Source organism: Nitrospira sp. (genome assembly GCA_029194665.1).
Classification (GTDB): Bacteria; Nitrospirota; Nitrospiria; order Nitrospirales; family Nitrospiraceae; genus Nitrospira_D.
The window spans coordinates 621,226-646,988 of record JARFXO010000002.1; the positions used below are offsets into that span (position 1 = coordinate 621,226).

A 25,763-nucleotide genomic window follows, 5' to 3' on the forward strand; every position below is an offset into this window, starting at 1 on the left:
CACTTTAGATTTCTCAAAGCCTGGCTGAAGCGAGAGCATCGGTAAAGAGGCGCGTCTGCGGGAGGAAATGCGGGACTTTCAATGCCTGATTCGGGATTGAAGATATTGCGCATCTCGCATCCTGGAACTCGCATCTCGTTTCTCACACCGCGCACTAGTTCGTCGTTCTTCTCCTCGCGTTCACCGTATGCGTGAGCATTTCAAGGTAATGAATACTCGGATTTCCATTCCGAATATTCATGGTACAATCCCCGCCATGATTACCAGAGCTTCGTTTCTCAAACAGCTCGCCCGAGCCGTTAAACGTTCTCCGATTACATCGCTCATCGGCCCTCGCCAGTGCGGTAAAACAACACTGGCGCGTCTGTTCGCGGAAGGTAAACGCTCGACATTCTTTGACCTTGAGTCCCAACCTGACATCAGGGCTTGTTCAGCTCGTCGTCCTTCCAGTACTTCGTTCCATACAGCATCGCCTGTCCCATGAGGCCGTTCTTGGTCATCTGATACACTTCCACCCCCTGGAAGAGTTGCACATCTTTTTCTCCGGCCGCCGCGAGCTTCTGCTCCTGGCGCATCGCCATCCCCTGGTCGCCTGATTGAGCCTCAGCTCCGGCCTTGCCCGAGAACTCGATTCCCTGATCGAGGAACTTCTTAAAGTCTTCCTTTTCATGAAAGATCATGACGGCGCGAAGATCCGAGACGCCAAAGCCCAGGCCTCCTCCTACCTCAATCATCTTCATGAAGATTTCCTTCTTGGTAGCATTGTCCACGGCCACGCCGTATCCGTTGCCGCTGCCGAGCATCAAGATCTTGACGTTCATATTGCTGAACACCGCATAGCCGGCGGCGTTCTCCAGCCTGGCCTTCACGCTTGGCTTTTCCTTGTACAGGTCGGCGAGGGTCTGACGCTGCATGCTGCGAATGTTCTCGCGCTTCTCTTTCGGACTATCTCCCTTCGCCCCCAAAAAACCTGTCAAGGTGAGCAGGCTAAACGCCGTCGCAACCGTCACCAGCACGCTATTCTTCCATTGCATCTTCCGCATCATGGTATCCTCCTTGGCGACCCCTGTGACCGGTTGGTCCATGGCGCCATCTATTCTGGTGTAGTGTTTCATTAATTCATTGGCATTGACCGTTCGCCCTGAGCTTGTCGAAGGGCAAGCGTTTTCAACTGATTCCGTTCATGGTTCGACAGGCTCACCACGAACGGAAGGTTAAGGAACTTATGGGGCACTACACTAGTTCTTCTGTTGCAAATCACGCATCAACCGCTGAAATTCCGGGTCGCGATAAATCAGTTTTGTCGCGGCGGAGAGTAGACGTTCGATCTGTTCGTCGGTCAGGTACAGGGTCGTGGGAATCTTCATGAGATACTGCTGCTCATCCGCGTCGGCCACGGCGCCCAGACTGACATCGATGAAGTACACATCCGCGTCTTCCGCAAACGGGCTGTCGTCGGCTTGGGGACTTCCGCCGGCCGAGGCGAGCTTACGGGCGCGCAGCTGTTCTCGCCACTTCTCCACACCTAGTCGCATGATCATCAGCGTATCCGCCGAGTAGCGATTGATTGGAATGTCCACCAGGGCATTGAACACCCGTGAGATGCTGGGGATGTGATCGCTGCGGTACTCCCTCACGTCGGGACTCGTTTCGGCGTTCACCGCGATGAAGACGAGCTTCTTGATCTTCTCATTAACCTCGGCGTTTTTGATCATGCGGTCCAACCCTCCCGCCAGCGCGGAGGTCTCCAGGATGCCCCTGAGGGCCATGTTGTCCGAGAGGCCTCCGTCGAGGAGATGGACCTGTGGTCGTTTCTCGACATCCAGGTAGGAGAGCAGCTCCTTCGCCCGCTGGCGCTGCGCCGGTCTGGACGACCCAGCGGCGGTTTCCAGCCAGTCCGGCGGCTGGTAGCCGCAGCTTCCCGCATAATTCTTGAGCGTGATCGGGCTCAGCACCAGAGGCAGCGCCGCCGAGGCGGCCGAGGCATAGGCGATCGGCAGCCGGCTGAGGTCGGAGCACAGTATGTCGAACTGAGTTTGGAGAAATTCAAACCGCGACAATGTGGCCATATCGGACGCATGGATCAGCAGGCCAGGCTTGGTCTTCTGGTTCAGGAGATCGCCGTAGGTCTTGCCGTCATAGAGCGCCTCGTCCAGCAATTCTGACATGATATGGATGCGACCGAAGTAGGGGGACCAGAGGCGAAGCCAGTTACTCGGCGAGCGCATGATGCGATGTCTCAGCTCGCTCTCCCAGTCCTTCCGCAAGAACCGGTATTCGAAGTCATGGAAGATGCGCTCTCCGAAGAGCGCGTAGTAGGCGCCGGTGAAGGTGCCTCCGGACAGGGCATAAATCACGTCCAGTTCGTCAAGCAGTCGCTTGCCCTTCCCTTCCCAGGTAATGGGTTGCCGGGCCAGGACGCGCAAGGCCCCGAACGCGAGCGTGGAGGCTCGCGTGCCACCCCCGGAAAAGGACGCCACGACCAACAGACTGTCGGAGTTGCCTTCCTCCGGAGGGGCAAGGTTGGCGAAGCGATACCCGTAGTGAGGGTCCCACTGGGCCAGCGGCGCATTCAGTGTTGGACGGACGTATTCGCAGCCGAGGAGGCCGACGGAGAGAGCTGTGACAAAGAGGAGATGAACGACTCTACGCATCGTAGTCCAACATTCTAGGAGACTGTGCGAACTGACGTCGATTACTGCTTGCCGATTGCTGTCTTGTACTCGTCCTTTGAGATCTCTTTGACTTCGGAAGCCTTGATCCTAACCGTGCTCCCGCTCTTGTCGTCCTTGATCTTGACCGTTCCCTCCTTCCCCACGTCTTCGACTTTGGTCGTGTAATAGTCCTTTCCAGTGAGGGTATCGGTGACCCGATAGTAGGTCGTGCAGCCGGCCGCGATCATCATGAATCCACAGACTGTGAAAATCCCCAGACGAGACATGCGCATGATCATCCTCCTGTTGTGAATTGTTGGTACAGCCAGGTCAGGCCTGTTCCTCACCGAGCCCGCCACCGGTCGTTTCCAACCGCCCCTTCCGCTCATTGCAACAGCAGCCGCACTGTGCCCTGAGCGATCATCCGGACCTCAACGCCTCCGGTGACGGGATAGATGCCGGCTGGAAGCAGCTTCGTAAATCTCCCCTCCAGCCTGGCGCCGGGAGCCAGCTCCCGCGTCAGCGCCTCGTTGAGGCGAGTCTGCATGAGCGTCAGGGGCTCGTCAAGATCCATGAAGATATCCGATTCCATTTTCTCAATCAGCCTATCGCGCCAGAAACCTGCCGCTTTGCGCACCAGCGTATTCTTGGTATCCAGCGTGAAATCCAGGTCCTTGAATTTGATCGATCGACTTGGCTCGTCGAACCGCGGAACGCCGGTCAAATAGAGTGTGCCGTTGACTCCGTCCTTCACCTTGATCGCCACGATCAATTTGCCGCCGCTGCCGTAGAGTTCCACGCCGGTGATCGTGATCGGCTCCCCAAGCGGGTTGTCGATGGTCTGGCCGACGAGCATGCGCTCGAGCCGACTGTTGATTTTCGCGTAATCCACAAACAGCGGGTACAGGAGTCGAGAGCCGCCCATAATCGCGGGCGCCAACTGCAGTGAGGGAAGCGGCCGGTCATCGGCGGGGGGCTTGCGGTCGAGGATCTTCGGTTCCATGATCAGGTTGACCGACGTCTTGACCATCAAGCCTCCGTCGGACCCAACCGGACCGACCCGCGCATCGACAGGGTTGAGCGCGAGCCATCGGTTCGACGTCAGTTCGACCGGCTCTTGTAGTTTTTTCCAGATGACCGATGCTCGCTGTTTTCCGGCGCTGTGCTCGTCGATTGTCCGATCGATCTTTTCTGCGAGCACCGACAGCCTGGACTGCACAAGGGACTGCAACATCGGGGTGGCGTCGATATTCAACGGTTGGAGCCGGCAGGCATCGACAAAGACCGGAGGATCAAAGCTCGTCTGCGGGTTGAGTTGCCAGGCATCCGACCAGCTGACTGCCGTATGAGCGACGACCTGGATGCGTTTCGGCGGATCATCCCCATGTCCGCAGGCCCCCTCTTCCACCTGCTCCGCTCCGGGCCGGCGGGCCCAGATTCTGTATCGGATGTCGTTGAACGTCAGCTCGAGCCGATCCTGCTGCATTTGATACCGAAAGCCGCCCCGCAGCAGCCGGTAGAGGAAGCGTAGATCATCACTCCCCGGCAACAGGGCAGGATCGTTCCACCCATCTTCACGGGCGAGGACGGGAGGAAACGTTTGATCCACGAGGACAGCCAGTTCCTCTGCCGAGAGACTGACCTCCATATTGACCACGGAGCGCTCCAGGCTGGGAGGCGGGGGAGGCGGTAGTAGTCTCTCGTTCGGTTTCGGGATATGCACGCTGGAGCCGCCCCACGCGCTCGAAGTGCCGATCAAGAAGATCAGTCCTGTCGCTCGCAGAGCCGAATCGAGGCGCTTGGGTAAGCCGTTAGTCATACGTTGGAACATCGGGAACATCGGATGGGGCGGCGGGACTCTATCGGAGAACAGCAGGATTTTCAAGACTGCCTCGGCACGGTTGCAGGCTACGGCATGGCGGGCAACGGACGACGGCTGTCTCCTGTGTGCCTTGAAAAACCGCGCGATGTTCGGTTAGAGTCGCCATTCCATCGTCTATAGTATTGCGACCCGAAAGCGTTTTTCATAACCCGTTCGCCCTGAGCTCGTCGAAGGGCGTGTGATTTTAGACAGTTTCGTTCATGTGGTTCGACCTGACTCACCACAGGGTTCGACAAGCCTGTCCTGAGTCAATCGAAGGGCTCACCACGAACGTATTTCTGGAACACTCCACTAGGTAACCGTTCGAGGAGATCTATGGCTCCAAGCAATTCGCCCGAGGGTCCCGTTCTCCAACGCATTGTTCATCCATCCGACCTTTCCGAAAACGGCCAGGCGGCGTTTACCCACGCGCTGGTCGCAGCACTGACCGCCAAGGCCACGCTGACTATTCTGCATGTGTCGGGCCGTCGAGACGATTCGTGGACAGACTTTCCCGGAGTCCGCGAGACTCTGGAGCGTTGGGGTCTGCTCCCGAAGAACAGCGAGCGAGCGGATGTGTCGAAACTGGGGATCAAGGTCCAAAAGGTGCAGATGGTTCACAGCGACCCGGTCGAATCCGTCTCGGCCTATCTCGATCAGCATGGCACGGATCTCGTCGTGCTGGCGACCGACCAGAGCAAAAGCGGGGTCCAGTGGTTCAACAGATCCGTCGCGACCGGCGTCGCCCGCAAGTCACGGGTGATGACGCTCTTTATTCCCAAGGGCGTGGAGGGTTTCGTGTCCCCCGGTGACGGGTCGATCACCCTGAAGAACATCCTGATTCCCGTGGCGCCGGTTCCCTCGGCGCAACCTGCCGTTCAGGCGGTCGCTAGGATAGTTTCCAGGCTCCACTGCGAGTCCGGCCTGTTTACCCTCCTGCACGTCGGTGAGGAAGGGGCCATGCCGGAGTTGACTTGTCCGGAGGTTGCCGGGTGGCGCTGGAACCGAATGACCAAGAGCGGCGAGGTGATTGAGGCCATCGATCAGGCTGCGCGGGAGACAGATGCGGATCTCATCGTGATGACCACGGACGGACGCAACGGGTTTCTCGATGCGTTGCGCGGAAGTCACAGCGAGCGGGTGTTACGGGAGTCTCGCTGCCCCGTTCTCGCGATTCCGGCGAGCGGGTTCATGACCTCGGTCCTGTAGCCGTGGTCTCACAGACCCTCAGCCGGTTCGAACATGAACTCATGGACATGTGTTTTTCTACGTTGACCAGCACTCGCACATTCAGTATAAGTGTTCTGTCGGCTCTTCCATCAGGCCGGGACTGACCATGATATCCGATTCCGGCTGGATGCTGTTCCGTACCATCATCTCGATGTTAGGTAGCCGACCGGTTTAGAGATTCCTGTCAGGAGTCCTTCCCGTATTATTCCCAACAACCTCTATTTCAAAGGAGAGTTTCGCATGAGCGTCGTCACACCGATCGTGCTGACCCTTGCCGTTTTCATTGCCACGCCGGCGTTTGCCCAAACCGCAGCCGACACCAACATGGAAATCCTGATGGAGAAGCTGAAGGCGGACAAAAAGTTGCTCGTCGCTACGAACATGGATCTCACCGAAGCGGAGGAGAAAGCCTTCTGGCCTCTGTACGAGCAATACCAGAAGGAACTCGATAAGCTCAATCAGAAGCTGGGGAACACGATCAAAGAATATGCAGATGCCTTCAACAAGGGTCCGGTCGAGAACAATACGGCGAAGAAGCTCTTGAACGAGGCCCTGACGATCCAGGAATCCGAGGTGAAACTGAGACGCACCTATGCCGGCAAGGTCAGCAAGGTGCTGTCCTGGTCCAAAGCGGCACGCTACATTCAGCTCGAAACCAAGGTTCGGTCGATCGTGAACATGGAGTTGGCCAAAGCAATTCCCTTAACTTACTAGCAGAGTGGACGGCGTCCTGCGCGTCCGGACTGCATGAGGTGAAGAGCCGGGCGCGGCAGATTGCGCCCGGCTCCTTGTTGGTTGAATCGCAGCTCTTCTGGACCTTCGTTCGAACCGTCTCGATGGACGATACGCAGCCTCACATTCGGTGCATGTTCGGTGATCAGCAACATGGTTGGCTGTTCGGCGCGCTGGAACGTCAGCGCGCGGTCGGCCGGCTGCTTCTTTGACCGCTCCCGCAAGGAGAACAGGCCCTGCACACGGCTAAAAAATCGCGCGGCGCCATCCTCTTTTTCGCGCTGGTCTGCTTCCTCGGATGGACTGACAGTATAGTCGCTGAAACGGCCCAGTCCGAGCCCACGGTAAAAAAGGCGTTGCAAACCAGGGCGCAGGTCGTCGGACCGGCAGCGGAGATTGCCGACGCGCCGGAAGACGAGTTGAGCCGCGGCACGCCGCGCACGAGCTTCATAGGATTCATCCAGGCGACGAGGGACCGAGATTTCGAGCGGGCAGCCCAGTATCTCGATCTCCCCTCCGAGATGCGACCGGACGGACCTGCCTTGGCTCGCCAATTCAGGATGGTGTTGGGACGGGAGCTGTTTCCGGATCTCGAATCGCTCAGTGTGAATCCCAAGGGCGATCCAAACGACGGATTGGCGGAAGGGCGCGACCGCATCGGGCGGATCACCGGTGAGACCAAAATTTATGACATTCTCATGGAGCGGGTCCTTCGTGAAGACGGGGCCTACATCTGGAAAGTGGCCTCTTCGACCGTAGCCCAAATTCCAAAGCTCCATGCAGAATTCGGATATGGCCGGCTGGAGACGATCCTGCCTCCGTGGTTCTTCGATTACCGGATCATAGGAATCGAAATTCTGTGGTGGGTGGCATGGGTGATCATCAGCGCCGCGGCCTTTCCGATCGCGATGCTGCTCGCGCCCGCTGTGCTGTGGCTGCTGCGCCGGATCCGTCCCGATGCGCCTTCCGAGCTGGAACAGTTTTTCACGGGACCGATTCGTTTGTTGTTGTGGGCGCTGTTGGTCCGCTCCCTGATGCAGGCACTCCACACGCCGGTCATCCTCAGGGCGCTCGCGGAAGCGAAGACGGTGCTCGTCGTGGCGCTTGCCTGGATGGTCCTCCGGACTTTGGATCTCGCGGCGCAGCGAATCGCCGACCGGCTTCAGACCGCCGGACTGGGTGGCGCGAAGCTCTTCCTCCGTCCGATCGGCAGACTGGCGAAGCTCGCGACGCTGGTCGGAGCGTTGCTGCTCTGGCTTGAGAACCTCGGATATGAAGTCACCACCCTGCTGGCAGGGCTCAGCATCAGCGGAGTGGCCGTCGCGCTGGCCTCCCAGAAAACGCTGGAAAACGTCTTCGGCGCCGTGACGCTCTATACGGCGCAGCCGGTCCGCGTGGGAGATTTCTGCCGGTTCGGCGACCAGCTCGGGACGGTCGAGGAGATCGGTCTGCGGGCCACGCTGATTCGTACGCTGGACCGCAGTCTCATCAGCGTGCCCAACGCCGAGTTTGCCTACATGCATCTGGACAATCTTTCTCGGCGCGACCGCTTCTGGTACCATCCTCGTCTCAAGCTCCGCCCGGAAACCACTGCGGACCAAATCCGGTTCCTGTTGGTGGAGGTCAGGAAGATGCTCTACGCCCATCCCAAGGTGCTTCCCGATCCGCTTTGGGTGAGGTTCACGGAATTCGGTGATGACGCCTCTCTGAATCTCGACGTGTTTGCGTACACAGGAGTCACCGACTACAGTGAATCGCTGGAGGTCGCCGAGGATCTCAATTTACGGATCATGGACATCGTCGCGGAGGCTGGAACGGAACTGGCGCTCCCGTCGCAAATTCAGTATGAACTTCCAGGCCGACCGATGGACCAGAGCCGCACACGACAGGCCGAGGACAGGGTCAAGGAATGGCGGGCTCAGCAGTCGCTGTATCTGCCGAATTTTCCAACTGATAAGATCACGGACTTGAAGGGCACCTTACAATATCCACCGGCTGGATCGCCGGAGGCGCTGACACACCGCAATGGTGTGTCGCAACCTTAACACGCAACCCTAACAGAGGAGGTTCCATGTTTGTTTCAATCCACAAGCATCTGAAGAGTCGAACGGGAGGGACGTTGGTAGCGGCGGTCCTGACCGTCTTCGTTTCGCTCATGCCCGTCACCGCCCGCTCTGAGGATTTCTCCCAGCAACAACAGCTGGTGGACCGGGCGAAGATGACGTTGGAGGCGTTCACGGCCGAGCCCGGGTTGAAAGGATCGCTCAAACAACTCGGCGAAGATGCCAAAGGGCTGTTCATCATCCCGCAATTCATGCGTGGCGCCTTCATGTTCGGTGGCGCGGGCGGCAGCGGCATCCTGATCGCGCGGGATGAGAAGACCGGGCACTGGTCCGATCCGGTTTTCTACAACATCGGATCGGCGAGCTTTGGCCTGCAGGTCGGAGCCGATGTTTCCGAAATGGTCCTGGTGGTGAGGACCAAGAAAGGGCTGGAACAGTTCTACACCAACGATTTCAAGCTGGGGGCCAACGTCGGAGTGGCCGTCGGTCCGGTCGGCGCCGGCACATCGGCGAAAGGTATTACGGCTGATGTCGTGTCCTACGCGAAAAAGAAAGGGGCCTTTGCCGGGATTGCTCTGGATGGATCGATGGTGACCGTCTCCAACGACAGCAACAAAGCCTACTACGGCAAAGACGTGCGGCCGACGGACATCATCGTGACAAAGGAAGTCGGTAACCCGAAATCGATCGAACTTCGAGAGGCGGCGGAGAAGTTACTGAAGTAGAACCATCGGATCAGTGGTATCACTGGTCGAGAGGATGCGCATGGCAACAGGCCCATCGAAAACAAGCGGTGAAAAAGTGAAACGCACGAGTAAGCCCAAACAGAATAAGCAGGTTAGTGAGCAGGTCATCGGTGCCGAACGAAAAGGACCGACGGTCGAACAGACCAGGTTGCTGACGGACGGACCGGCATGGAAACGTTGGGGACCCTACTTGAGCGAACGCCAGTGGGGGACGGTCCGCGAGGATTACAGCGAGGGAGGCGATGCGTGGAATTATTTTACCCACGACCATGCTCGCTCCCGGGCTTACCGGTGGGGCGAGGACGGACTGGGTGGGATCTCCGATGAACAGCAGCGGCTCTGCTTCGCGCTGGCCCTCTGGAACGGGAAGGATCCCATCCTCAAGGAGCGATTGTTCGGCCTGACCAACAGCGAGGGCAACCACGGCGAGGATGTCAAAGAATACTATTTTTACCTCGACAGCACGCCGACTCATTCCTACATGAAGTATCTCTATAAGTACCCGCAGGCGGCGTTTCCCTATAACGACCTGGTCCACCAGAACAGGAGCCGAAGCAGAGAGGTCGTAGAGTATGAGCTGCTCGATACCGGTGTCTTCAACGAAGACCGGTACTTCGACGTATTCGTCGAATACGCCAAAGCCTCGCCCGAAGACATTCTCATCCAGATCACAGTCGCCAACCGAGGACCGCAAGAGGCCGAATTGCACCTGCTGCCTACCCTGTGGTTCAGGAACGACTGGGCCACCTGGGTCACGAGCCCTGCGAAGAAACCGATGCTCAAGCAGGTCAAGGTAGGAAAGGGGATCGGAGCGGTCGAGGCCTCGCACGCTGAACTGGGCGAGTACGTGCTGTATTGCGAGGGCGACGTGCCGTTTCTCTTCACCGAAAATGATACGAACAACGATCGGTTATTCCCCGACCATCCAAACGCCAGCCCCTATGTGAAAGACGGCATTAACGAGTATGTCGTGCATGGACGCCAGAACGCCGTAAACCCGAACAAGACCGGAACGAAAGTCTCGCCTCATTACCGGTTCACAGTCGGTCCAGGCAAGTCGGAAACCGTTCATCTCCGCCTATGCGCGAAGACGTCGATCCCCACCGGCGCGAAAGGAAAGGGCGAGGCAGCCCCGTTTGGGGCGGCCTTCGATGAGATCCTGAGCGCTCGCACGAGCGAGGCCGATGAGTTCTACCAAGCCGTGACGCCGCCCTCGATCTCCCCGGATGAGGCGAAGGTCATGCGCCAGGCCCTTGCCGGCATGCTCTGGAGCAAGCAATTCTACTTCCTGGATGCGGATCAGTGGCTCGATGAACACCATGCCCATCCCCTTCATCCAGAGAGTCGCGATTTCCGCAATCGCGACTGGTTTCACATGGTCAATCGGGACATCATCTCGATGCCGGACAAGTGGGAATATCCCTGGTACGCAGCCTGGGATCTCGCGTTCCACACCTTGCCGCTCTCGATCGTCGATCCAGACTTTGCTAAGAAGCAGATGCAACTCATGTTTCAGAGAGTGTATCTACACCCAAGCGGGCAGATCCCCGCCTATGAGTGGAACTTCAGCGACGTGAACCCACCGGTCCACGCCTGGGCGACGCTCTTCCTCCATCGTGTCGAACAGGCCATGCGCGGCGAAGGGGACCTCGATTTTCTCAAGTCGGCGTTCAACAAACTGTTGCTCAATTTCACCTGGTGGGTGAATCGGAAGGACCGGTTCGGGAAAAACGTGTTCGAGGGCGGCTTCCTCGGCCTCGACAATATCGGCGTGTTCGATCGGAGCGCCCCCCTACCCACCGGCGGGCATCTGGAGCAGGCGGACGGCACGGCCTGGATGGCGCTGTTCACGCAGAACATGTGCGAGCTCGCGGTCGAAATCACCTCCCGCGACCATACCTACGAAGACATGGTCGGAAAATTCGTCGAACATTTCCTCTATATCGCCGCTGCCATGAACAAACAGGGGGCAGGCGGGATGTGGGACGAGGAGGACGGGTTCTATTACGACGTCCTTCGGTTACCGGACGGAAGCGCGAGCAGGCTCAAGGTCCGCTCCATGGTGGGACTCCTACCGCTATGCGCGACGACGATCGTCGAAGCTTGGCAGCGCGACCGGGTGCCTGAAACTTCCGCGTCATTTCAAGAGCGCATTCGTCAGATGCCGGAGTTGCTCGACTACGTTCATAAGACCGGGCCTGGTCATTTCGGCGTGGCCGATCGAGGCATTCTCGCCTTAGTCAACGAGGAACGACTGCGGAAGATTCTCTCCAAGATGCTGGACGAGAACGAATTCCTGAGCCCCTACGGTATTCGCTCTCTGTCGAAATATCACGGAGAGCACCCCTATGTCTTTCACGTCGGTGAGCAGGTCTACCGGGTGGATTACCTGCCGGCTGAATCGAACAACGGCATGTTCGGCGGGAACTCGAACTGGCGTGGACCGATCTGGATGCCGGTGAACGCCCTGATCATCCGGGCCCTGCTGGCCTACTACCTTTATTACGGGGACAACTTCAAAATCGAGTGCCCCACTGGGTCCGGTCGGCTGATGAACCTGTTCGAAGTCAGCAAGGAAATCGCCGACCGGCTGACGCGCATCTTTCTGCGTGACCCTTCGACAGGCTCAGGGCAGGTGGGGAGTAGGCCGGTGTACGGCGGCGCCAAGAAGTTCCAGGAAGACCAGCATTGGCGCGACCACATCCTGTTCTATGAATACTTTCATGGCGACAACGGGGCGGGCCTCGGGGCCAGTCATCAGACCGGCTGGACCGGCCTGGTTGCGAAGCTGATCGAGCTGTACGGCAGGCTCGATCCGCAAGAATTCCTGAAGGCGGGAAAAGGCGGCGCGTTCAAGTCTGGAGCGAATGAGAAGTGAGGTCGACATGAAACCATGGCCGAAGCATCCCCTGATCTATGAGATCAACACCTGGGTCTGGTTACATGAACTGAGCGGGCGGTATCGGAAGCAGGTGACGCTCGGCACGGTGCCAGATAAGGAATGGGACGCGATCGCCTCATACGGGTTCGACGCAGTCTGGTTCATGGGTGTGTGGGAGCGCAGCCCTGCCGGCCTCGCGATTTCGATGAAGAATGAGGGCCTCCTGACTGATTTCCGACGGGCGCTCCCTGATTTTGGTCCGGATGACAATGTCGGCTCCCCCTATTGCGTGCGTCGCTATGTGGTGGACGAGCAGCTGGGAGGGTCGGAAGGACTGGCTCGGGCACGAAGGCAACTGGCCGACCGCGACATGAAGCTGATGCTGGACTTCGTTCCCAATCACGTCGCACCGGACCATCCCTGGGTGACGGAGCATCCTGAATACTTCATTCAGGGCAGCGAGGAAGATCTGGCGCAAAAGCCGGCGGACTTTATCCGTGCCGGCGACAAGGTGTTGGCTTGCGGCCGCGATCCCTACTTTCCTCCCTGGCAGGATGTTCTCCAACTGAATGCCTTCAATCCCGGATTGCGGCGGGCGGTGATTGAGACTGTCACCTCGATCGCAAACCAGTGCGACGGCATGCGCTGCGATATGGCGATGCTGCTCATCAATGACATCTTCGAACGGACCTGGGGGTCGAGGGCGGGAACCAGACCTCGAATGGACTACTGGCCTGAAGTGATCCCCGGAGTCAGGAAGCGGCATCCCAACGTGCTGTTCATGGCCGAGGCCTACTGGGATCTGGAGTGGGAGCTGCAACAGCAGGGGTTCGACTACTGCTACGACAAGCGGCTGTACGATCGCCTCGAACACGATTCGGCTGAGAGCGTGAGGCTCCATCTCTGCGCCGCGCCGGCCTACCAGGAGAAGCTGGTGCGGTTCATCGAAAATCATGACGAGCCGAGGGCTGCTGCGACATTTAACCCGGCGAAGGCCCGCACCGCAGCCGTGACGACCTTCACCCTACTGGGCGCCAGGCTGTTTCACGAGGGACAGTTCGAGGGACGTCGTGTGCGACCGCCCGTCTTCTTGCGCCGTCGACCCGATGAACGTTCGGACCCCGAGCTGCAACAATTCTACAAGACTCTCCTCAAGTCGCTGCGCGAGAGAGATTTTAAGGAAGGCGAGTGGAAGTTGTGCGAACGGACCGGATGGTCGGATAACCAGAGCTTCCTGAATGTAGCGGCCTGGTGCTGGCGGAAGGATGACCTGCGTCATCTTGTCGTGGTCAACCTCTCCGACAAACAGTCGCAAGCACAGGTCCGGCTCCCCTGGGACGATGTCCGAGGGCGGTCCTGGACGCTCACCGACGCGTTCACCGGCCAGGTCTACGAGCGCGGCGGGACGCAGATGCGGGATGCCGGTCTCTATGTGGATCTCGGTCCTTGGGGGTATCACCTCTTGAAATTCTAACAGGATGCTGAAAAAGTCCGCCAGCGGCGTTCTCGCATCGCTCAGAGGCTCAACGTACCGCCGGGCAGGAGCTGCCAGAGCAGCTCGGGGCGGGGTGGGTGAAATGACTACGCCTCGCCCCTTCACTCGCTGCGGCCTTGCCTGCGGAGAGGCGCGTCTTGGCGCGCCGGGGTCGGGCGAGTGAGATCAGAGGCCTTTCGCGCCGGCAGCTGCTGCTTCAAGGCTGATTTGTCGGGGCGGGTTACTTCTTTACATCTTCTAAACGAATTCCTCGACCGGCGCGTAGATGTTCGCGAGCCTTGGCGATTCGTTCGTGGAATCTGGGGTCGTTTTCTAGTCGAAAATCGAACCAATCGTCCTCGGACTCAAAGCCGATCAGAATCCCGGCTGGCTTGCCGTGACGAGTAATCACGACCTCTTCCTTGGCGGCAAGCCGCAGATATTTCGATAAATCATCCTTCACGTCGGACAGCGCAATCTTTTTCATGACCGTTTCCCTGTTCCTTCGAGCCACGATGAGGCCTCTGATTTGTCGATGATCGCCAGCACCTCAACTGTGTCTTCAGTGACGTCGTAATAGACTCGTATTTCATCGATGCGAAGTCGGTACTGTGGCCGCTTCATTCCACGGAGTCTCTTGATTCGACTCTTGCTGCCTTTTGTCGGCTCACGTCGGAGGTGCGTTTCTATCGCGTCGCGAACCGAGGCTCGGACCTGGGCCCGTAGTCGCTGAAACTGCTCGATTGCTTCAGGCGCAAGGATAATCTCATGGCGCATTCCGGCCAGATTCTAGCCAGAATTCCTGTGTGAGGCAAGTTGGTCATTCGAAACAAGGGGCTAAATCTTCTCCACTTCCGAAATGATCGTGTGATACCCGCTCGCGCCGGCCGGCTGGGGGCGGACGATTTCGGCGATCTGAAGCTGTCCCTTCGTGTCGATGGCCCGCACGACGGTTTGAAACTTTCCCGGCTTCGGCGGCCGCCACGTGTAGCTCCAGATGACCCAGGAATAGGGCGACATGGGCGGTTCGATCCGGCAGTCGTTCCACGTACGGCCTGCATCGAAGCTTATTTCGACTTTGCTGATGCTGTTCGGTCCGCCGAAGGCGATGCCTCGAAATGTGTGTTCCGGCCCGCGTAAAGGTTGGTAATGTCCGGGCGAATCGATACGTGAGAAAATCTTGATCGTGCCGTCATCGGTCCAGCCCTTGCGCTGCCAGTAGCCCTTGTAGTCGCCGGGATAGACTTCGATCTCGACGATCCATTTGACGTTCTTGATGCCGTAGAGGCCCGGTACCAACAGTCGGAGCGGGAAGCCATGTTCCCTGGGAAGTTTTTCGCCGTTCATCAGGAAGGCGAGCATCACGTCGTCCTGCATCGCGCGGGTGAAGGGAATGCTGTCGTCATAGCCGTCGATGCCGCGAAAAACCACGTCGCGAGCGACCTCACTGTCCGCTCCGCAGTCGATGAGCAGTTGCTTGAGTGAGATCCCGCGCCAGGTCGCCGTGCCGATACTGTCGCCGCCGGGGAGCGTGTCGATGCACATCAAGGTGGAGATCTGATCGTAGGAATCGCGGTTCAGAATATCGCGCCAGCCAAGCGACATCGGGCGGTTCACCGAGCCTTTGACATGGAGCTTCCACTGCTCGATGTTCAAATCGCGGGATACGGAAACGGCTCCATCAGCATAATTGACCACGTAGAATTTCGAGTTTGGCGTGAAGTAGGTCGTGTCACGGGGAGGGACGGCGAACATGCGTCCGAATACGCCTCCGACGGCATCGCAGCCACCGGTCGCGGCGGCCAGGGCTCCGAGACCGGTTGCTTTCAAGATGGTTCGTCGTGAGAAAGGCATTTCCCTCCTTCCGATCGTGTGATTCATTATCATACAAGGACGGAACCTAACTCAACGACAGCGTCCGGCGAGAGGCTATGCTGCTCAAGTCGGGCTCGGTAGCCACGGACCAACTAGAAGCGGAGTCGTGTGATCAGATGCGGCCTCACCTCACACAGAGCAGCGGTATGGAGGTCATCACGGAACCCTCTTAAATTCGCCGTGATACCGATCCCCTGTCTCGTGATTGGTCGCCTCCACCAGGAGAACCGAAACACCCTTGTGGTCGTAGAGCGACAGCCTGACGGCCCGCCGGTCCGATGTACTGACCAGGTGTCCGTCGTCAGGCTCAAGCATGCCGGCTCCAACCGAGACTTTGGAAAAGGTCTCTCCGACGAAGAGGTAGGATCCATTCTCCCGGATCATTAAGCGGACTGATCCGGACGGCATCACGGCCCGATTCTTCTTGACGGGGCCTTCCCATTCACCCACCACCTGGCTGACCTGGGTAAGCGGAACCGAGGTCCAGGACGGATCGCCATGACCGGGACCGCTGGAACAAGCAGTGACCAAGCCGACCGCGAGCACGCACATCGGAGCCATACCAACCGTGACGACTGTTGATCTCATGTGGCCTCCCTATCAGCGTTGAGTGGTAGCAGGCTGCGGAAAAACTCGATTTGCGCGCTTCGACATGCTTGTATGGTGTTTTACCGTTCATTCTTGAGAAGCTACGAGGAGCTGGGGTGGAGGGACATCGACTAGCATCTGCCGCACAGCGGACAGACTGTCTGAGAACTCTCCCACCCACACCACAAACGTCGATGAAGAATCTCGCGGCAGGACCCCTGACCGCCGATTTGTCTGCAAGCTCACGTTGGTGTGTGCCACCCCAGCGTCATTCATTTCTGCTTTCAAGGAGGCGACGATGATGCAACCCGTTCTGAATGTCGGCGTGGATGTGGCCAAAGACGCCGTTGTGGTCGCATGTGCCGAGCACAGTTTTCCGGTCCAGCGTATTCCCAATCAGCGGGCCCCCTTGCGGACATGGCTGAAATCTCTCCCAGCCGGCAGCCGCATCGGCTTGGAATCCACCAGCACCTATCATGAATTGCTGGCGGCCCTGGCGCAGGCCCACGGGTATACCGTCTTCCTGCTGAACCCGTTGGATACTCGGCACTACGCCAAGGCCATGGGCAACCGGGCCAAAACCGACCGGGTGGATGCGGAATTGATTGCCCGACTCATCGCGCAAGAGCACACGCACTTGCGTGCCTAGACGCCTCCCACGGCGAATCAACGCAAGCTGGATCAGCTGATTCGACGGCGTGCCACGATTGTCCGTCTCCAAGGCACGCTCAAGCTGACGATGCGCAATCTGGGCGGCTTTGCCGCCGAACTCAAGGCCGTGATGAGCAAATTGGAGGCGTTGATTGCCAAGATTGATACGGCCATGGCTGCGATTGCGGCTGGTTCGCCCCAACACCAGGAGGCCCAACATCGGTTGCAAACCATTGTGGGCGTCGGTCCCCTGGTAGGCCTCAGCTTGACCAATACGTTGGAGCGCGTACCGTTTCGCAAGGCGGATGCCTTCGTCGCTTTCACCGGGTTGGATCCGCGGGCGAATGACTCGGGACAGAAAGCCGGTCGCCGCCGCTTGTCCAAACGCGGCCCGGCCGAGTTGCGCCGCTTGCTGTTTAACGCTGCGATGTCGGCCGTCAAAACTACCGTCTGGAAACCGATCTACGAATCGTACCGCACGCAAGGCTGGAGTACGACCGCCTCGTTGGTGATCATCGCTCGCAAAATCGCCCGGACCGCGTGGTCTATTCATCATTACCGGACAACATTTAATCCAGAGCGAATAACAAAATGCTTGACATGAACCATAGAATCTCAGCACGAACGAAAAGCCTCAGCAAATTCAATGACCGCTCCGTTCGTCCTGAGGCTCTCGAAGGATGAATGGAGGGTTTTTCCGCAGCCTGTTAGAGGCTAACTCCTTTTAGGTGGATAGCTTTCAAACGCTTTCGCGATGGCCTTATTCCCGAGCTCGATATTGTCCTTCGCAGTATCCTTCAACGTGCCGACAATCGTCGCACGCCAGACCAGTTCTTTCTTGGTTGGTTCGACCAGATCAAGAGTCAAGGTTCCTTCCGTATAATCATACGTGGTGACAGTGCCCCCGTAGCCCGCACCCCACCCATATCCGTATCGGCCGCGATAGGCACCGGCGGTCGGCCCGGTGCTCTGGATTTGCTGCTTCTCCTTTGTACTGAACCAATAGTAGACCAGGAGGTCGGGTTGTTGATTCAGATCGACTTGCTGAAGCCCTTTCTCGATCAGCTCCCGTGCGACGGCTGATTCAATCCGCTTGTGCTTCAACGAATTGTCGTAGATCCCACCTTTTTCGGCCTCCGCCAGTCCCACAAACGTAAATGTTCTGAAGGTGGTGAAATCAGCAGTAGGATCATGGTCGGTCTTCACGTCGAACGTCGTGCAGGCGCTCAGGCCGAGCATTAATAGGATGAGTGGCCATACTGATCGTCGTCGATTCATCCGCGTGTCCATGAACGATACTCCTCCTTTTCCGGCCCCGGCGTAAAATTACCGCCGATCGGTTGTCCTATCCACGCAGACAGGCAGACCAACTTCCGAGTCCCTGCCGGCCTATTTTCCATTCTGTTCCTGCGGCATCGCCTCCTTAATCAAATCGTCGAGGAATTTATTAACCGGCGTATACATAGACGCCGTTTTTCTGTTCAGGAAATCCGCCATCATGCCGCCCAAGGTGGCGCGGGCGATGTCCTCCAGATACACCGGATCTTGGGAGACCCCTTCGCCCTGCATGCTCGTTTCAGCTGCGGAGACCCAGACCAACTCCCCGATATTCGCATCCCACAGCTGCAACACGAGCCGCATATCGCCCCAACGAGTCTGCGTGAGCCGTACGTCAAGGGCCTTCCAACGTTCGGTCATGGTTTGCGTGAAGGAGGCCAAGCGCAGCTGGAACACGTATCGCGCGCCGATCGCGGCACCGATCCTGCGCAGGGAATCACGATCAAGGATGTTGCTCTCCTCATAACCCGCTCTCATGCGCATATACTCCGCGGCCAACCCTGCCCCGTTGATGCGTGCCACAGTCTCTTGCGGAGACACGACCTTCCATTCGGGCGTGACCTTGCGCAGAATCTCATGGAGATAATAGACCAACGCAACCTCGTTCCCCCGCAAGCCCGCGACGGTCACGGCCGAGAGCAGCGCGACCGGTTCCTGCTGAAAGATGGCAGGCTCACCCGATGCAGAGAAGGGAGTCGAAGTGGTTCGCACCTGCCACCCATAGATCGAACTCGCGCAGCCGCTCAGGATGAAACAAGCCGACAGCACGCTTGCACACAGGGCGGATGCCGCAACCCATGACTTCATCTCAATCCCCCACCCTCGACCTTCATTATTCATGGACAGTTCCGCTGCAACCGCGCACCAGCTGCTACGACGATGCAAGGCAGGCATGATCCATACGCGTATTGTCGTTCCTTATACCCAGATCGACGTCGGAACTCAACGGAGTGACTCGGCCGTGACGCTCCCGCCCGACAACACATTGACAACGGCGAGTACACCTGTCACTTGTCTTAGAGCGATTCAACCGATACGCTGTCGCCTCGACACATTCAGGAACCAGTCAGCCGGCGTCTCACCGATTCCAACAATTGCAGGTTTTCACAACCTCACGATGAGCGGAGCGTGCCTGAGCGGAGGGAGAGAAGAATGGAAGACAGAGAGACGATTCGTCGGTTGCTGCAAAGCACGGCTCTATACGCGGCTCTGGCGCTCATGCCTAGCCTGGTCGCGGGCTGCACAAGTGCACTCCATGGCTGGCAGGTACAAACGGTTTCGACGCCGCAATTGCCGTCGTTTGATCACACCCTGCTCGAAAAAGAACGCGTCGCGATATTCGGGGCTCCGGCACCCATACCAATCTTGGGGAACGAAGTAGGAATGGAGACATTTCTGGTCGGCGTATTGAGCAGAGTTGCTCCAAAAATCATGGTCGTCGAGCCGAGGGAAATGTTTACGCGCATCAATAGACAGGGCCTGACGGGAGACTATGCGAGGATGAGAAGCATTGCGGAGCAGGCGAATATTCTGGATCATGAGCCGCTGCACAAAATCGGAGTTGCCGTGGGTGCGCGCTACATCTTTCAACCCCGCTTGATGTTGTTCACACAACACATGACCGATCGCATGTCGACACCCCTCTTCGGCGTGAGGCTCTCTCAAACTCGCGCCACCGTCATGCGGCTCTCGTTGCAATTGTGGGATTCCGAAACCGGGGCGCTGCTCTGGTCCTCGATCGCCGAAGGGACCATGCAGGGTGAAGCGATATCCCAGGATCCGGTCTACTTCAAAGATATCGTGCGGGTCATCCTGGGAAGCATCATTACCGATTTCGTCAACGACAGGACCGGCGCGAAGTACACTCCGATCTATAAACTGCTTGACGATTTGCTCCAGACCTCCCCGCCGGAGAAGGAACCCAAGCCTGGCAAATCGAGTCCCGGCAAACCGACCTAGCCCAATTCATGTGAGGGCATGGATCGACGTGCACGAGGGCTGCGAGACCGTCACCGTTTGCGCAGCTCTCGTAACATCCGTTCGGCCTCCGGCTTGTGTTTCCGTTCCCAGGCATAGCGATAGTGCGGGTGTTCGAATTCGACCACCGCGATCAACTGTTTTCTCGCCTCTTCGACCCTGCCCTGTTTTTTGTAGACGGTCGCCAGCATCATGCGCGCATTCGCATAGTTCCCGTCGGCGGCGATCGCCCGTTCCAGGTACACTTGGGCTTTCTTCTTGCTTCCGCCGAGGATCCGGGGGAGCTCCATCATCAGACCGCCCATCATCTGTAACGCGAGGGAATGATTGGGGTTCAATTCGATCGCGCGCATCGCGCCATGTCTGATCGTACTCACCGTCAACGCGGCGTTCGTGACCCCCTGGAGGCGCGCCGCGTTGCCGATATTCAGGGCATAGAAATAATGAGCGTCGGCATTGGTCTCGTCGAGCTCGAAGGACTGTTTGGCCGCCTTCGCTCCCGCTTCGTAGGCAGCCAGCCGTTTTGCCTTGTCGGTCAGCAAGTCGTCGGCAAGATCGAAATAGGTTTCTGCAAGTTGAACGAGCAATTCCGGTGAGGGGTTGCCTTCGTCCACTCGGTCGAGCAGCGCCTGCAGATCCTTTTCAAGCGATTGCGGATATCCCGGCGGCATCTCGTTGCGCTGCGCTGAGGCACGATCTGATGCGATGAGGGCGACGACCACGAGGAGGCTTGCCGCGATCGATGTCGTCATCCTCATCCCGTTTCTGAATGTCCTCATGGATAGTATCTCCAATCAAGGATCAGTCGCAGACCCACGGACCAGACCGGGTTAAGATCCGCCTCGGGACCGCCAGCAGGTAGGACAACCGCCGTGGAATAGGGAACCGTCACGCCGGTGAACAGCTGCATCAGCAATGTCGCGCTCTGGTTGGTGGAAAACCTCCGGAATGGCCTGTACTCCAGGACCGGTATATCAAAATACAAGGACTTGTACCCGACCAGTTGGCCACTGCCGTCCGACGTCGCGCTCGGCACGAACAGCCGATCCGATCCGTCAAGGCCGAACAGAGTCACACCGAGCTCCCGGCCGACTACGAACTGAAAACGGCCGATCGGGGTGGCCCATCCGGACTGCCAAGGAATGAGACCTCCATTGCTCGCGGCCACGGCCATTTGCATGTACCGATCCGGCGCGAAGAGGTAGAGAGGCGAGAGCAGGAGGAGATCGCCCGGGATGAGGAAGAACGGCATCCGCAGGCGGGTCGAAATTCCTGTGTGCGATGGGATCGCAGCAGTTAGGCTGCCGCCTTGCGACGAGTATCGATTCGTTGACGAAGTATCGGCGCGCAGTCCGACCGCGAGGAAGATCAGCCCGTCACCCGAGTCGTCGAGCACTCCTTCCAGGCCCATGCCGACTCGTGCGGAGAGATCGAGTCCTCCTATGACACCCCCACCTTCCGAGCCGGCGAATCCGCTGGAGACGGATCTGCCGTCGATCATGCCGGCCAGCCCGACGAAGCGTCCAAGTTCGCTACGGAATCGCGGCATCGCGCCGAGCCCCGGCCCGAGACCCGGCATGGGGGTCCACCTCAGCACTTCAACTGCCAATTGCCGTGCCTGGGGTGGCGCGCGCAATCCTTCCGGCTCTTGCTTGAGCGTGTCGTTTCTGCACACATCGAAGGCGTCGGCCTCGATCGGCGCAGCCGCTGTGTAGGGCATATCGACGGCCCGCGGACGACCGGCGGCCGTGTCAAGCACTTGCTCGAGGCTGGTGCGGATCGCCACCGCAGTCCGCTCGGCATCCTCCGGGCGCATGTGCGCGTCGCCCATCACCACGATCGACTTCCTGTTCTTCAGCCAGAGAAAGACCTCGAGGCCACCCTCGTTGTAGAGATCATGGGTACCCTTGCGCTGAGAGGCATTGCCCCAGGTGCCGGCGATATGGCCGGCGGAAAAGATATCCTGCAAGAAATGCAGCGCAAAGCCCTCGTCGAACAGCATGGAGCGCGCGAGCGCCTGGCGCTCCTCCGGCGCCAGTCTGTCCTTCGCAAGGCGAGTCGCCTTCTGTAGCGCTCTCAAGTGATACCATTCCCAGACTCCCATCGCGTTGATATCAGACCCGGCGCGCAAGGCCAGCTCCCCATATTCCTCCGGCGAAATATCACTGTGCGGGCGAGCAAGCAGAAAGTGAGCGTTGTTGGACTGTGCCCTGGTCGCATACTCGCGATCGGCACGTTGTAGCCCAAGGTCTGCAGCGCGAAGCGAGTTGATGCGAGCGGCCCTGGCGGTCTCGCTTTCCAGCTGGCGGTGAAAATCAACGATCGGGCTCTGATCGCCAGGGAGCTGTTCGGGGGACGGGAGGACTTCGATGCGTGCGAGGTCGACCTTGAGCTTTGCCGCGACGGCGGCAACCGCGAGGACCCATTTCGATTCGAGCACAATGCCGGTCATGTCCTGACTCGAACAGGAGTGATCTCCGGCAATCGCCGCCAGCGCGGCCCAGTCGATGCAAGCCGGCTTGAGACCTTGCTCGGCATCGGCACCCTGCTCGCAGAGGCGTGGTTCATGGGTCAGTCGAGCCTCCCGCCACAAGTCGTCGAAGATGGCTCTGCGCGCCGGGTCAAGGTTCTGCACCGCCAGGATTGAGATATCGCGGTGCTCCGGATAGACCCAGGCCAAGGCCGGGGCGGCGAAGATCCAGCCGCTCAGGGACGCGATCGTCAACGATACGATGGCAAGAGGTATCCCGATCATCGGTCTGTCGATAGTTGCTTGCCAGTAGGATCAATCGCGGAGCGGCTGTTCGATCGCGATAAAAAGGAGATCACCCTCATCTCTTCACAATCCGGTCCAGGCTCAGCCAGCCGAGCCATACCGTCACGCTGATTTCGGAGATGCCTGGATGTCGAGACCGGTTCTTCATGGCAGCATCCCTTCAGCGGGTCTGGGCGTCCCGACTGTGGGCCGCCTTCTTTCCTCCCTCTAAGAGCTTCTTTGGATCGACCCTGCCGAACAGTTCGATGAGCGCCGCGACGCAACCGGTCCATCCCGTCTGATGGCTCGCGCCCAAACCGGCCCCGTTGTCGCCATGAAAATACTCATAGAACAACAGATTATCCCGCCAATGACGGTCGGTTTGGAATTTCTCCGCCCCGCCGAATACCGGACGGCGTCCGCTGTTGTCTCGCAGAAAGATCCGCGTGAGCCGTTCGACAATTTCCCTGGCCACCTCGTATAGATTCATCAGCCGTCCGGATCCGGTCGGACATTCGACCTTAAAGGTATCCCCATAATAGAGATAGAACTGGACGAGGGCTCGAATGATGAGCACGTTGACCGGCACCCAGACCGGTCCACGCCAGTTGGAATTACCGCCGAACATGCCCGTGTCCGATTCAGCCGGCAGATACCCGACCCGATACTCCTGGCCGTTCACGTAAAATACGTAGGGATTCCGCTCGTGGAACTTCGAAATCGACCGCAGCCCGTGGGGACCGAGAAACTCGTCTTCGCTCAGCATGATCGCCAGGATGCGCCGCAGGCGCTCCTGAGTGACCAAAGCCATGATTCCGCGCTCGTCTACCCCACGATGCCCTTCCCCGGTAGCATGAATCCAATGAAACAGCTCCGGCATCCTTGTGAATCGCTCTGCAATGACCCGTTTCGCCTGCGGCACCAGTTCGCGTTGCCATGGCTCAATGACTGTCGTCGCACAGAGAGGTAACAGACCGACCATCGACCGGACTTTCAGATGGGTCGCGCTTCCGTCCGGGAGTCGGAGGAGATCATAGTAGAACCCGTCTTTCTCATCCCACATCCCGATCCCGTCGGCCGCAGAGCCGTTCATACCGGCCGCGATCCATACGAAATGTTCGAAGAACTTCGCGGCCAAGTCATCGTACATGGGGTCCTGAGATGCAAGCTCCACAGCCAGCTCCGCCATATTCTGGCTGAACAGAGCCATCCATGCCGTCCCGTCGGCTTGCTCCAAATAGCCGCCCGTCGGCAACGGAGCACTACGGTCGAACACGCCGATGTTGTCGAGGCCGAGAAAGCCGCCTTCAAACACGTTCTTGCCGTTCCGGTCCTTGCGGTTCACCCACCAGGTAAAATTGAGCGTCAGTTTGGAGAATGCCGCCTTGAGAAACTCGATATCTGCCTCGCCGCGGCGTCCGACATCCATTCGATGAAGAAAGAGCGTGGCCCAGGCATGGACCGGTGGATTCACATCGCTGAAATTCCATTCGTAGGCCGGCACCTGTCCGTTCGGATGCAGGTAATGGCCGGTCAGCATGAGCTCCAACTGGTGCCGCGCGAAGTCGGGATCGACGACGGATAAAGCCGTCGTATGGAACGCCAAGTCCCATGCGGCGTACCAGGGATACTCCCACTTGTCCGGCATCGAAATAATGTCGTCGTTCACCATGTGGAACCACTCCCGGTTCCGGACGACATTGGTTCCTTTGTGGAGCGGATGAGCCTGCCGTTCTTCAAGCCAGCGGTCGACGTCGTAATAATAGTATTGCTTGCTCCAGAGCATGCCTGCGAGCCCTTGGCGCATGACGTTGGAGCGATCCGGATCGGCTTTGACAGCGGCGGGGGTCACGGCATCATAGAACTCATCCGCCTCCCTGTGTCGCACCTTGAATTGCGCGTCGAATTCTCCAAACGGGTCCCGCAACTCACCGGGAGCGGCCTCGGCGAGACGAAGGCGAATCGTCTGTTCACCGCGTGGGTTGACGGTGAGTTGGTGGTGAGCGGAGACTTTTGTTCCTATCGCCTCAGGGTTGACCGCATCCCGTTTCCCTTGCACGACATAGTCGTTGATTCCATCCTTGACGTAGGGGCCGGAGTTGGAGCCGCCGAAGAGCTTGGCATGGTTGGTTTCGTTGTCCGTGAACAGCAACGGGATCTCGCCATCGCAATACAGATGGTAGTCGGTGAGGGACTCCTGGAACAGAGGATCCGTGTGATGGGCATGAACAACGGAGCCTTTCGCTCGTTTCACCCTGCGCAGCACCGGCTTGCTTCCTCCATAGGCCCAGGACCAGGTATTCCGAAACCAGAGCGTGGGTAGGACATGGAGGCCGGCCTTCTCCGGGCCACGATTATGAATCGTGATCTTGATGAGGATATCGTTCGGCGCCGCCTTCGCATACTCGACAAACACGTCGAAATACCGGTCGTCGTTGAAAATGCCTGTATCGAGGAGTTCATACTCCATGTCATGGCGATTTCTGCGCCGATTCGTCGAGACCAAGTCTTCATAGGGAAAGGCTGCCTGCGGATATTTGTACAGGTACTTCATGTAGGAGTGCGTCGGAGTGCTGTCGAGGTAGAAATAGTAGTCCTTCACGTCCTCGCCATGATTGCCCTCGCTGTTCGTCAGGCCAAAGACCCGTTCCTTGAGGATAGGGTCCTTGCCGTTCCAGAGCGCCAGCGCGAAACAGAGGACTTGGTGGTCATCAGAAATCCCCGCCAATCCGTCTTCTCCCCAACGATAGGCCCGCGATCGCGACTGCTCATGGGTGAAATAGTCCCAGGCATTGCCGTCCGTACTGTAATCTTCCCGGACAGTCCCCCACTGCCGTTCGCTCAGATACGGACCCCATTCTTTCCAAGCAGCGGCTTTCGCTTTGGCTTCCTCCAACCGGCGATGTTCTGACGTCTGTGCCATGGTCATACCTCCATG

At 58.4% G+C, this 25,763-nt stretch carries 23 protein-coding genes; 9 read left to right on the forward strand and 14 right to left on the reverse strand.

Going from position 1 to position 25,763, the window contains the following annotated elements:
• Window positions 1-419: 419 nt before the first annotated feature.
• The 4 genes from P0119_08500 to P0119_08515 all read right to left on the reverse strand — a co-directional run bounded on the left by P0119_08500 (window position 420) and on the right by P0119_08515 (window position 4,473).
• Complete coding sequence (locus P0119_08500) at window positions 420-1,046, reverse strand: hypothetical protein (protein ID MDF0666099.1); 627 nt, start codon at window positions 1,044-1,046, stop codon at window positions 420-422.
• A gap of 192 nt (window positions 1,047-1,238) precedes the next feature.
• Complete coding sequence (locus tag P0119_08505) at window positions 1,239-2,654, reverse strand: patatin-like phospholipase family protein (protein MDF0666100.1); 1,416 nt, start codon at window positions 2,652-2,654, stop codon at window positions 1,239-1,241.
• Between the two features lie 41 nt (window positions 2,655-2,695).
• Window positions 2,696-2,947 carry a hypothetical protein gene (locus P0119_08510; protein ID MDF0666101.1) on the reverse strand — a complete coding sequence of 84 codons (252 nt, stop codon included), beginning with the start codon at window positions 2,945-2,947 and terminating at the stop codon, window positions 2,696-2,698.
• 92 nt (window positions 2,948-3,039) lie between these two features.
• The gene (locus tag P0119_08515) at window positions 3,040-4,473 is read right to left on the reverse strand and encodes a DUF4403 family protein (protein MDF0666102.1); all 1,434 of its coding nucleotides are present in this window, start codon (window positions 4,471-4,473) and stop codon (window positions 3,040-3,042) included.
• A 378-nt stretch (window positions 4,474-4,851) separates the two neighbouring features.
• On the opposite strand from P0119_08515, the gene P0119_08520 reads away from it, so the two are divergent.
• Both P0119_08520 and P0119_08525 read left to right on the forward strand, forming a co-directional pair.
• A complete protein-coding gene (locus P0119_08520) occupies window positions 4,852-5,724 on the forward strand; it encodes a universal stress protein (GenBank protein MDF0666103.1) in 873 nt (290 codons plus the stop codon).
• A 261-nt stretch (window positions 5,725-5,985) separates the two neighbouring features.
• Complete coding sequence (locus P0119_08525; protein ID MDF0666104.1) at window positions 5,986-6,459, forward strand: hypothetical protein; 474 nt, start codon at window positions 5,986-5,988, stop codon at window positions 6,457-6,459.
• Here P0119_08525 and P0119_08530 read toward each other — a convergent pair.
• The gene (locus P0119_08530; protein MDF0666105.1) at window positions 6,456-6,839 is read right to left on the reverse strand and encodes a hypothetical protein; all 384 of its coding nucleotides are present in this window, start codon (window positions 6,837-6,839) and stop codon (window positions 6,456-6,458) included. The two genes, P0119_08525 and P0119_08530, sit on opposite strands and share 4 nt — an antisense overlap.
• On the opposite strand from P0119_08530, the gene P0119_08535 reads away from it, so the two are divergent.
• The 4 genes from P0119_08535 to P0119_08550 are packed head-to-tail and all read left to right on the forward strand — an operon-like array spanning window position 6,834 to window position 13,641.
• The gene (locus tag P0119_08535; GenBank protein MDF0666106.1) at window positions 6,834-8,522 is read left to right on the forward strand and encodes a mechanosensitive ion channel family protein; all 1,689 of its coding nucleotides are present in this window, start codon (window positions 6,834-6,836) and stop codon (window positions 8,520-8,522) included. The genes P0119_08530 and P0119_08535 overlap by 6 nt on opposite strands.
• A gap of 26 nt (window positions 8,523-8,548) precedes the next feature.
• Window positions 8,549-9,265, forward strand: a complete 717-nt coding sequence (locus P0119_08540; protein ID MDF0666107.1) for a lipid-binding SYLF domain-containing protein — start codon at window positions 8,549-8,551, stop codon at window positions 9,263-9,265.
• 40 nt (window positions 9,266-9,305) lie between these two features.
• The gene (locus P0119_08545; protein ID MDF0666108.1) at window positions 9,306-12,164 is read left to right on the forward strand and encodes a glucosidase; all 2,859 of its coding nucleotides are present in this window, start codon (window positions 9,306-9,308) and stop codon (window positions 12,162-12,164) included.
• 7 nt (window positions 12,165-12,171) lie between these two features.
• Entirely contained in the window at window positions 12,172-13,641 is a 1,470-nt protein-coding gene (locus tag P0119_08550) for an alpha-amylase family glycosyl hydrolase (GenBank protein MDF0666109.1), read from the forward strand.
• A gap of 241 nt (window positions 13,642-13,882) precedes the next feature.
• Here P0119_08550 and P0119_08555 read toward each other — a convergent pair whose 3' ends face one another.
• From P0119_08555 to P0119_08570, 4 genes are all read right to left on the reverse strand, one after another.
• A complete protein-coding gene (locus tag P0119_08555) occupies window positions 13,883-14,128 on the reverse strand; it encodes a type II toxin-antitoxin system Phd/YefM family antitoxin (GenBank protein MDF0666110.1) in 246 nt (81 codons plus the stop codon).
• The gene (locus P0119_08560; GenBank protein MDF0666111.1) at window positions 14,125-14,418 is read right to left on the reverse strand and encodes a type II toxin-antitoxin system RelE/ParE family toxin; all 294 of its coding nucleotides are present in this window, start codon (window positions 14,416-14,418) and stop codon (window positions 14,125-14,127) included. Before P0119_08560 ends, P0119_08555 begins: the two co-directional genes overlap by 4 nt.
• 60 nt (window positions 14,419-14,478) lie before the next feature.
• A complete protein-coding gene (locus P0119_08565) occupies window positions 14,479-15,495 on the reverse strand; it encodes a molybdopterin-dependent oxidoreductase (GenBank protein ID MDF0666112.1) in 1,017 nt (338 codons plus the stop codon).
• 177 nt (window positions 15,496-15,672) lie between these two features.
• Window positions 15,673-16,104, reverse strand: a complete 432-nt coding sequence (locus P0119_08570) for a hypothetical protein (GenBank protein MDF0666113.1) — start codon at window positions 16,102-16,104, stop codon at window positions 15,673-15,675.
• 298 nt (window positions 16,105-16,402) lie between these two features.
• On the opposite strand from P0119_08570, the gene P0119_08575 reads away from it, so the two are divergent.
• Together P0119_08575 and P0119_08580 are read left to right on the forward strand one after the other, a co-directional pair.
• Complete coding sequence (locus P0119_08575; GenBank protein ID MDF0666114.1) at window positions 16,403-16,753, forward strand: transposase; 351 nt, start codon at window positions 16,403-16,405, stop codon at window positions 16,751-16,753.
• A gap of 90 nt (window positions 16,754-16,843) precedes the next feature.
• Entirely contained in the window at window positions 16,844-17,359 is a 516-nt protein-coding gene (locus P0119_08580; protein ID MDF0666115.1) for a transposase, read from the forward strand.
• Window positions 17,360-17,469: 110 nt separating this feature from the next.
• On the opposite strand, the gene P0119_08585 is transcribed toward P0119_08580, so the two are convergent.
• Complete coding sequence (locus tag P0119_08585; GenBank protein MDF0666116.1) at window positions 17,470-18,045, reverse strand: DUF4136 domain-containing protein; 576 nt, start codon at window positions 18,043-18,045, stop codon at window positions 17,470-17,472.
• Between the two features lie 99 nt (window positions 18,046-18,144).
• On the reverse strand, window positions 18,145-18,933 hold the full coding sequence (locus P0119_08590; GenBank protein MDF0666117.1) for a hypothetical protein: 789 nt from the start codon (window positions 18,931-18,933) through the stop codon (window positions 18,145-18,147).
• Window positions 18,934-19,245: 312 nt separating this feature from the next.
• Here P0119_08590 and P0119_08595 point away from each other — a divergent pair, with 312 nt between their 5' ends.
• Window positions 19,246-20,052: a hypothetical protein gene (locus P0119_08595; protein MDF0666118.1), complete on the forward strand. Its 807-nt coding sequence runs from the start codon at window positions 19,246-19,248 to the stop codon at window positions 20,050-20,052.
• A gap of 50 nt (window positions 20,053-20,102) precedes the next feature.
• Here the strand turns inward: P0119_08595 and P0119_08600 are convergent, their stop codons facing one another.
• From P0119_08600 to P0119_08610, 3 genes are all read right to left on the reverse strand, one after another.
• Window positions 20,103-20,822: a tetratricopeptide repeat protein gene (locus P0119_08600; GenBank protein ID MDF0666119.1), complete on the reverse strand. Its 720-nt coding sequence runs from the start codon at window positions 20,820-20,822 to the stop codon at window positions 20,103-20,105.
• A 23-nt stretch (window positions 20,823-20,845) separates the two neighbouring features.
• Complete coding sequence (locus P0119_08605; GenBank protein ID MDF0666120.1) at window positions 20,846-22,825, reverse strand: hypothetical protein; 1,980 nt, start codon at window positions 22,823-22,825, stop codon at window positions 20,846-20,848.
• A gap of 181 nt (window positions 22,826-23,006) precedes the next feature.
• Window positions 23,007-25,748, reverse strand: coding sequence for a glucosidase (locus P0119_08610; GenBank protein ID MDF0666121.1), 2,742 nt, complete (start codon window positions 25,746-25,748; stop codon window positions 23,007-23,009).
• Window positions 25,749-25,763: the final 15 nt, after the last annotated feature.

Excerpts from the sequence above, each read along its gene's own strand:
- P0119_08570 (MDF0666113.1), bottom strand. The coding sequence starts at position 16,104 with ATGAGATCAACAGTCGTCACGGTTGGTATGGCTCCGATGTGCGTGCTC.
- P0119_08520 (MDF0666103.1), top strand. The coding sequence starts at position 4,852 with ATGGCTCCAAGCAATTCGCCCGAGGGTCCCGTTCTCCAACGCATTGTT.
- P0119_08555 (MDF0666110.1), bottom strand. The coding sequence starts at position 14,128 with ATGAAAAAGATTGCGCTGTCCGACGTGAAGGATGATTTATCGAAATAT.
- P0119_08580 (MDF0666115.1), top strand. The coding sequence starts at position 16,844 with ATGCGCAATCTGGGCGGCTTTGCCGCCGAACTCAAGGCCGTGATGAGC.
- P0119_08515 (MDF0666102.1), bottom strand. The coding sequence starts at position 4,473 with ATGACTAACGGCTTACCCAAGCGCCTCGATTCGGCTCTGCGAGCGACA.
- P0119_08505 (MDF0666100.1), bottom strand. The coding sequence starts at position 2,654 with ATGCGTAGAGTCGTTCATCTCCTCTTTGTCACAGCTCTCTCCGTCGGC.
- P0119_08590 (MDF0666117.1), bottom strand. The coding sequence starts at position 18,933 with ATGAATAATGAAGGTCGAGGGTGGGGGATTGAGATGAAGTCATGGGTT.
- P0119_08565 (MDF0666112.1), bottom strand. The coding sequence starts at position 15,495 with ATGCCTTTCTCACGACGAACCATCTTGAAAGCAACCGGTCTCGGAGCC.
- P0119_08600 (MDF0666119.1), bottom strand. The coding sequence starts at position 20,822 with ATGACGACATCGATCGCGGCAAGCCTCCTCGTGGTCGTCGCCCTCATC.
- P0119_08550 (MDF0666109.1), top strand. The coding sequence starts at position 12,172 with ATGAAACCATGGCCGAAGCATCCCCTGATCTATGAGATCAACACCTGG.
- P0119_08585 (MDF0666116.1), bottom strand. The coding sequence starts at position 18,045 with ATGGACACGCGGATGAATCGACGACGATCAGTATGGCCACTCATCCTA.
- P0119_08560 (MDF0666111.1), bottom strand. The coding sequence starts at position 14,418 with ATGCGCCATGAGATTATCCTTGCGCCTGAAGCAATCGAGCAGTTTCAG.
- P0119_08545 (MDF0666108.1), top strand. The coding sequence starts at position 9,306 with ATGGCAACAGGCCCATCGAAAACAAGCGGTGAAAAAGTGAAACGCACG.
- P0119_08610 (MDF0666121.1), bottom strand. The coding sequence starts at position 25,748 with ATGGCACAGACGTCAGAACATCGCCGGTTGGAGGAAGCCAAAGCGAAA.
- P0119_08525 (MDF0666104.1), top strand. The coding sequence starts at position 5,986 with ATGAGCGTCGTCACACCGATCGTGCTGACCCTTGCCGTTTTCATTGCC.
- P0119_08510 (MDF0666101.1), bottom strand. The coding sequence starts at position 2,947 with ATGCGCATGTCTCGTCTGGGGATTTTCACAGTCTGTGGATTCATGATG.
- P0119_08595 (MDF0666118.1), top strand. The coding sequence starts at position 19,246 with ATGGAAGACAGAGAGACGATTCGTCGGTTGCTGCAAAGCACGGCTCTA.
- P0119_08575 (MDF0666114.1), top strand. The coding sequence starts at position 16,403 with ATGATGCAACCCGTTCTGAATGTCGGCGTGGATGTGGCCAAAGACGCC.
- P0119_08500 (MDF0666099.1), bottom strand. The coding sequence starts at position 1,046 with ATGATGCGGAAGATGCAATGGAAGAATAGCGTGCTGGTGACGGTTGCG.
- P0119_08540 (MDF0666107.1), top strand. The coding sequence starts at position 8,549 with ATGTTTGTTTCAATCCACAAGCATCTGAAGAGTCGAACGGGAGGGACG.
- P0119_08605 (MDF0666120.1), bottom strand. The coding sequence starts at position 22,825 with ATGATCGGGATACCTCTTGCCATCGTATCGTTGACGATCGCGTCCCTG.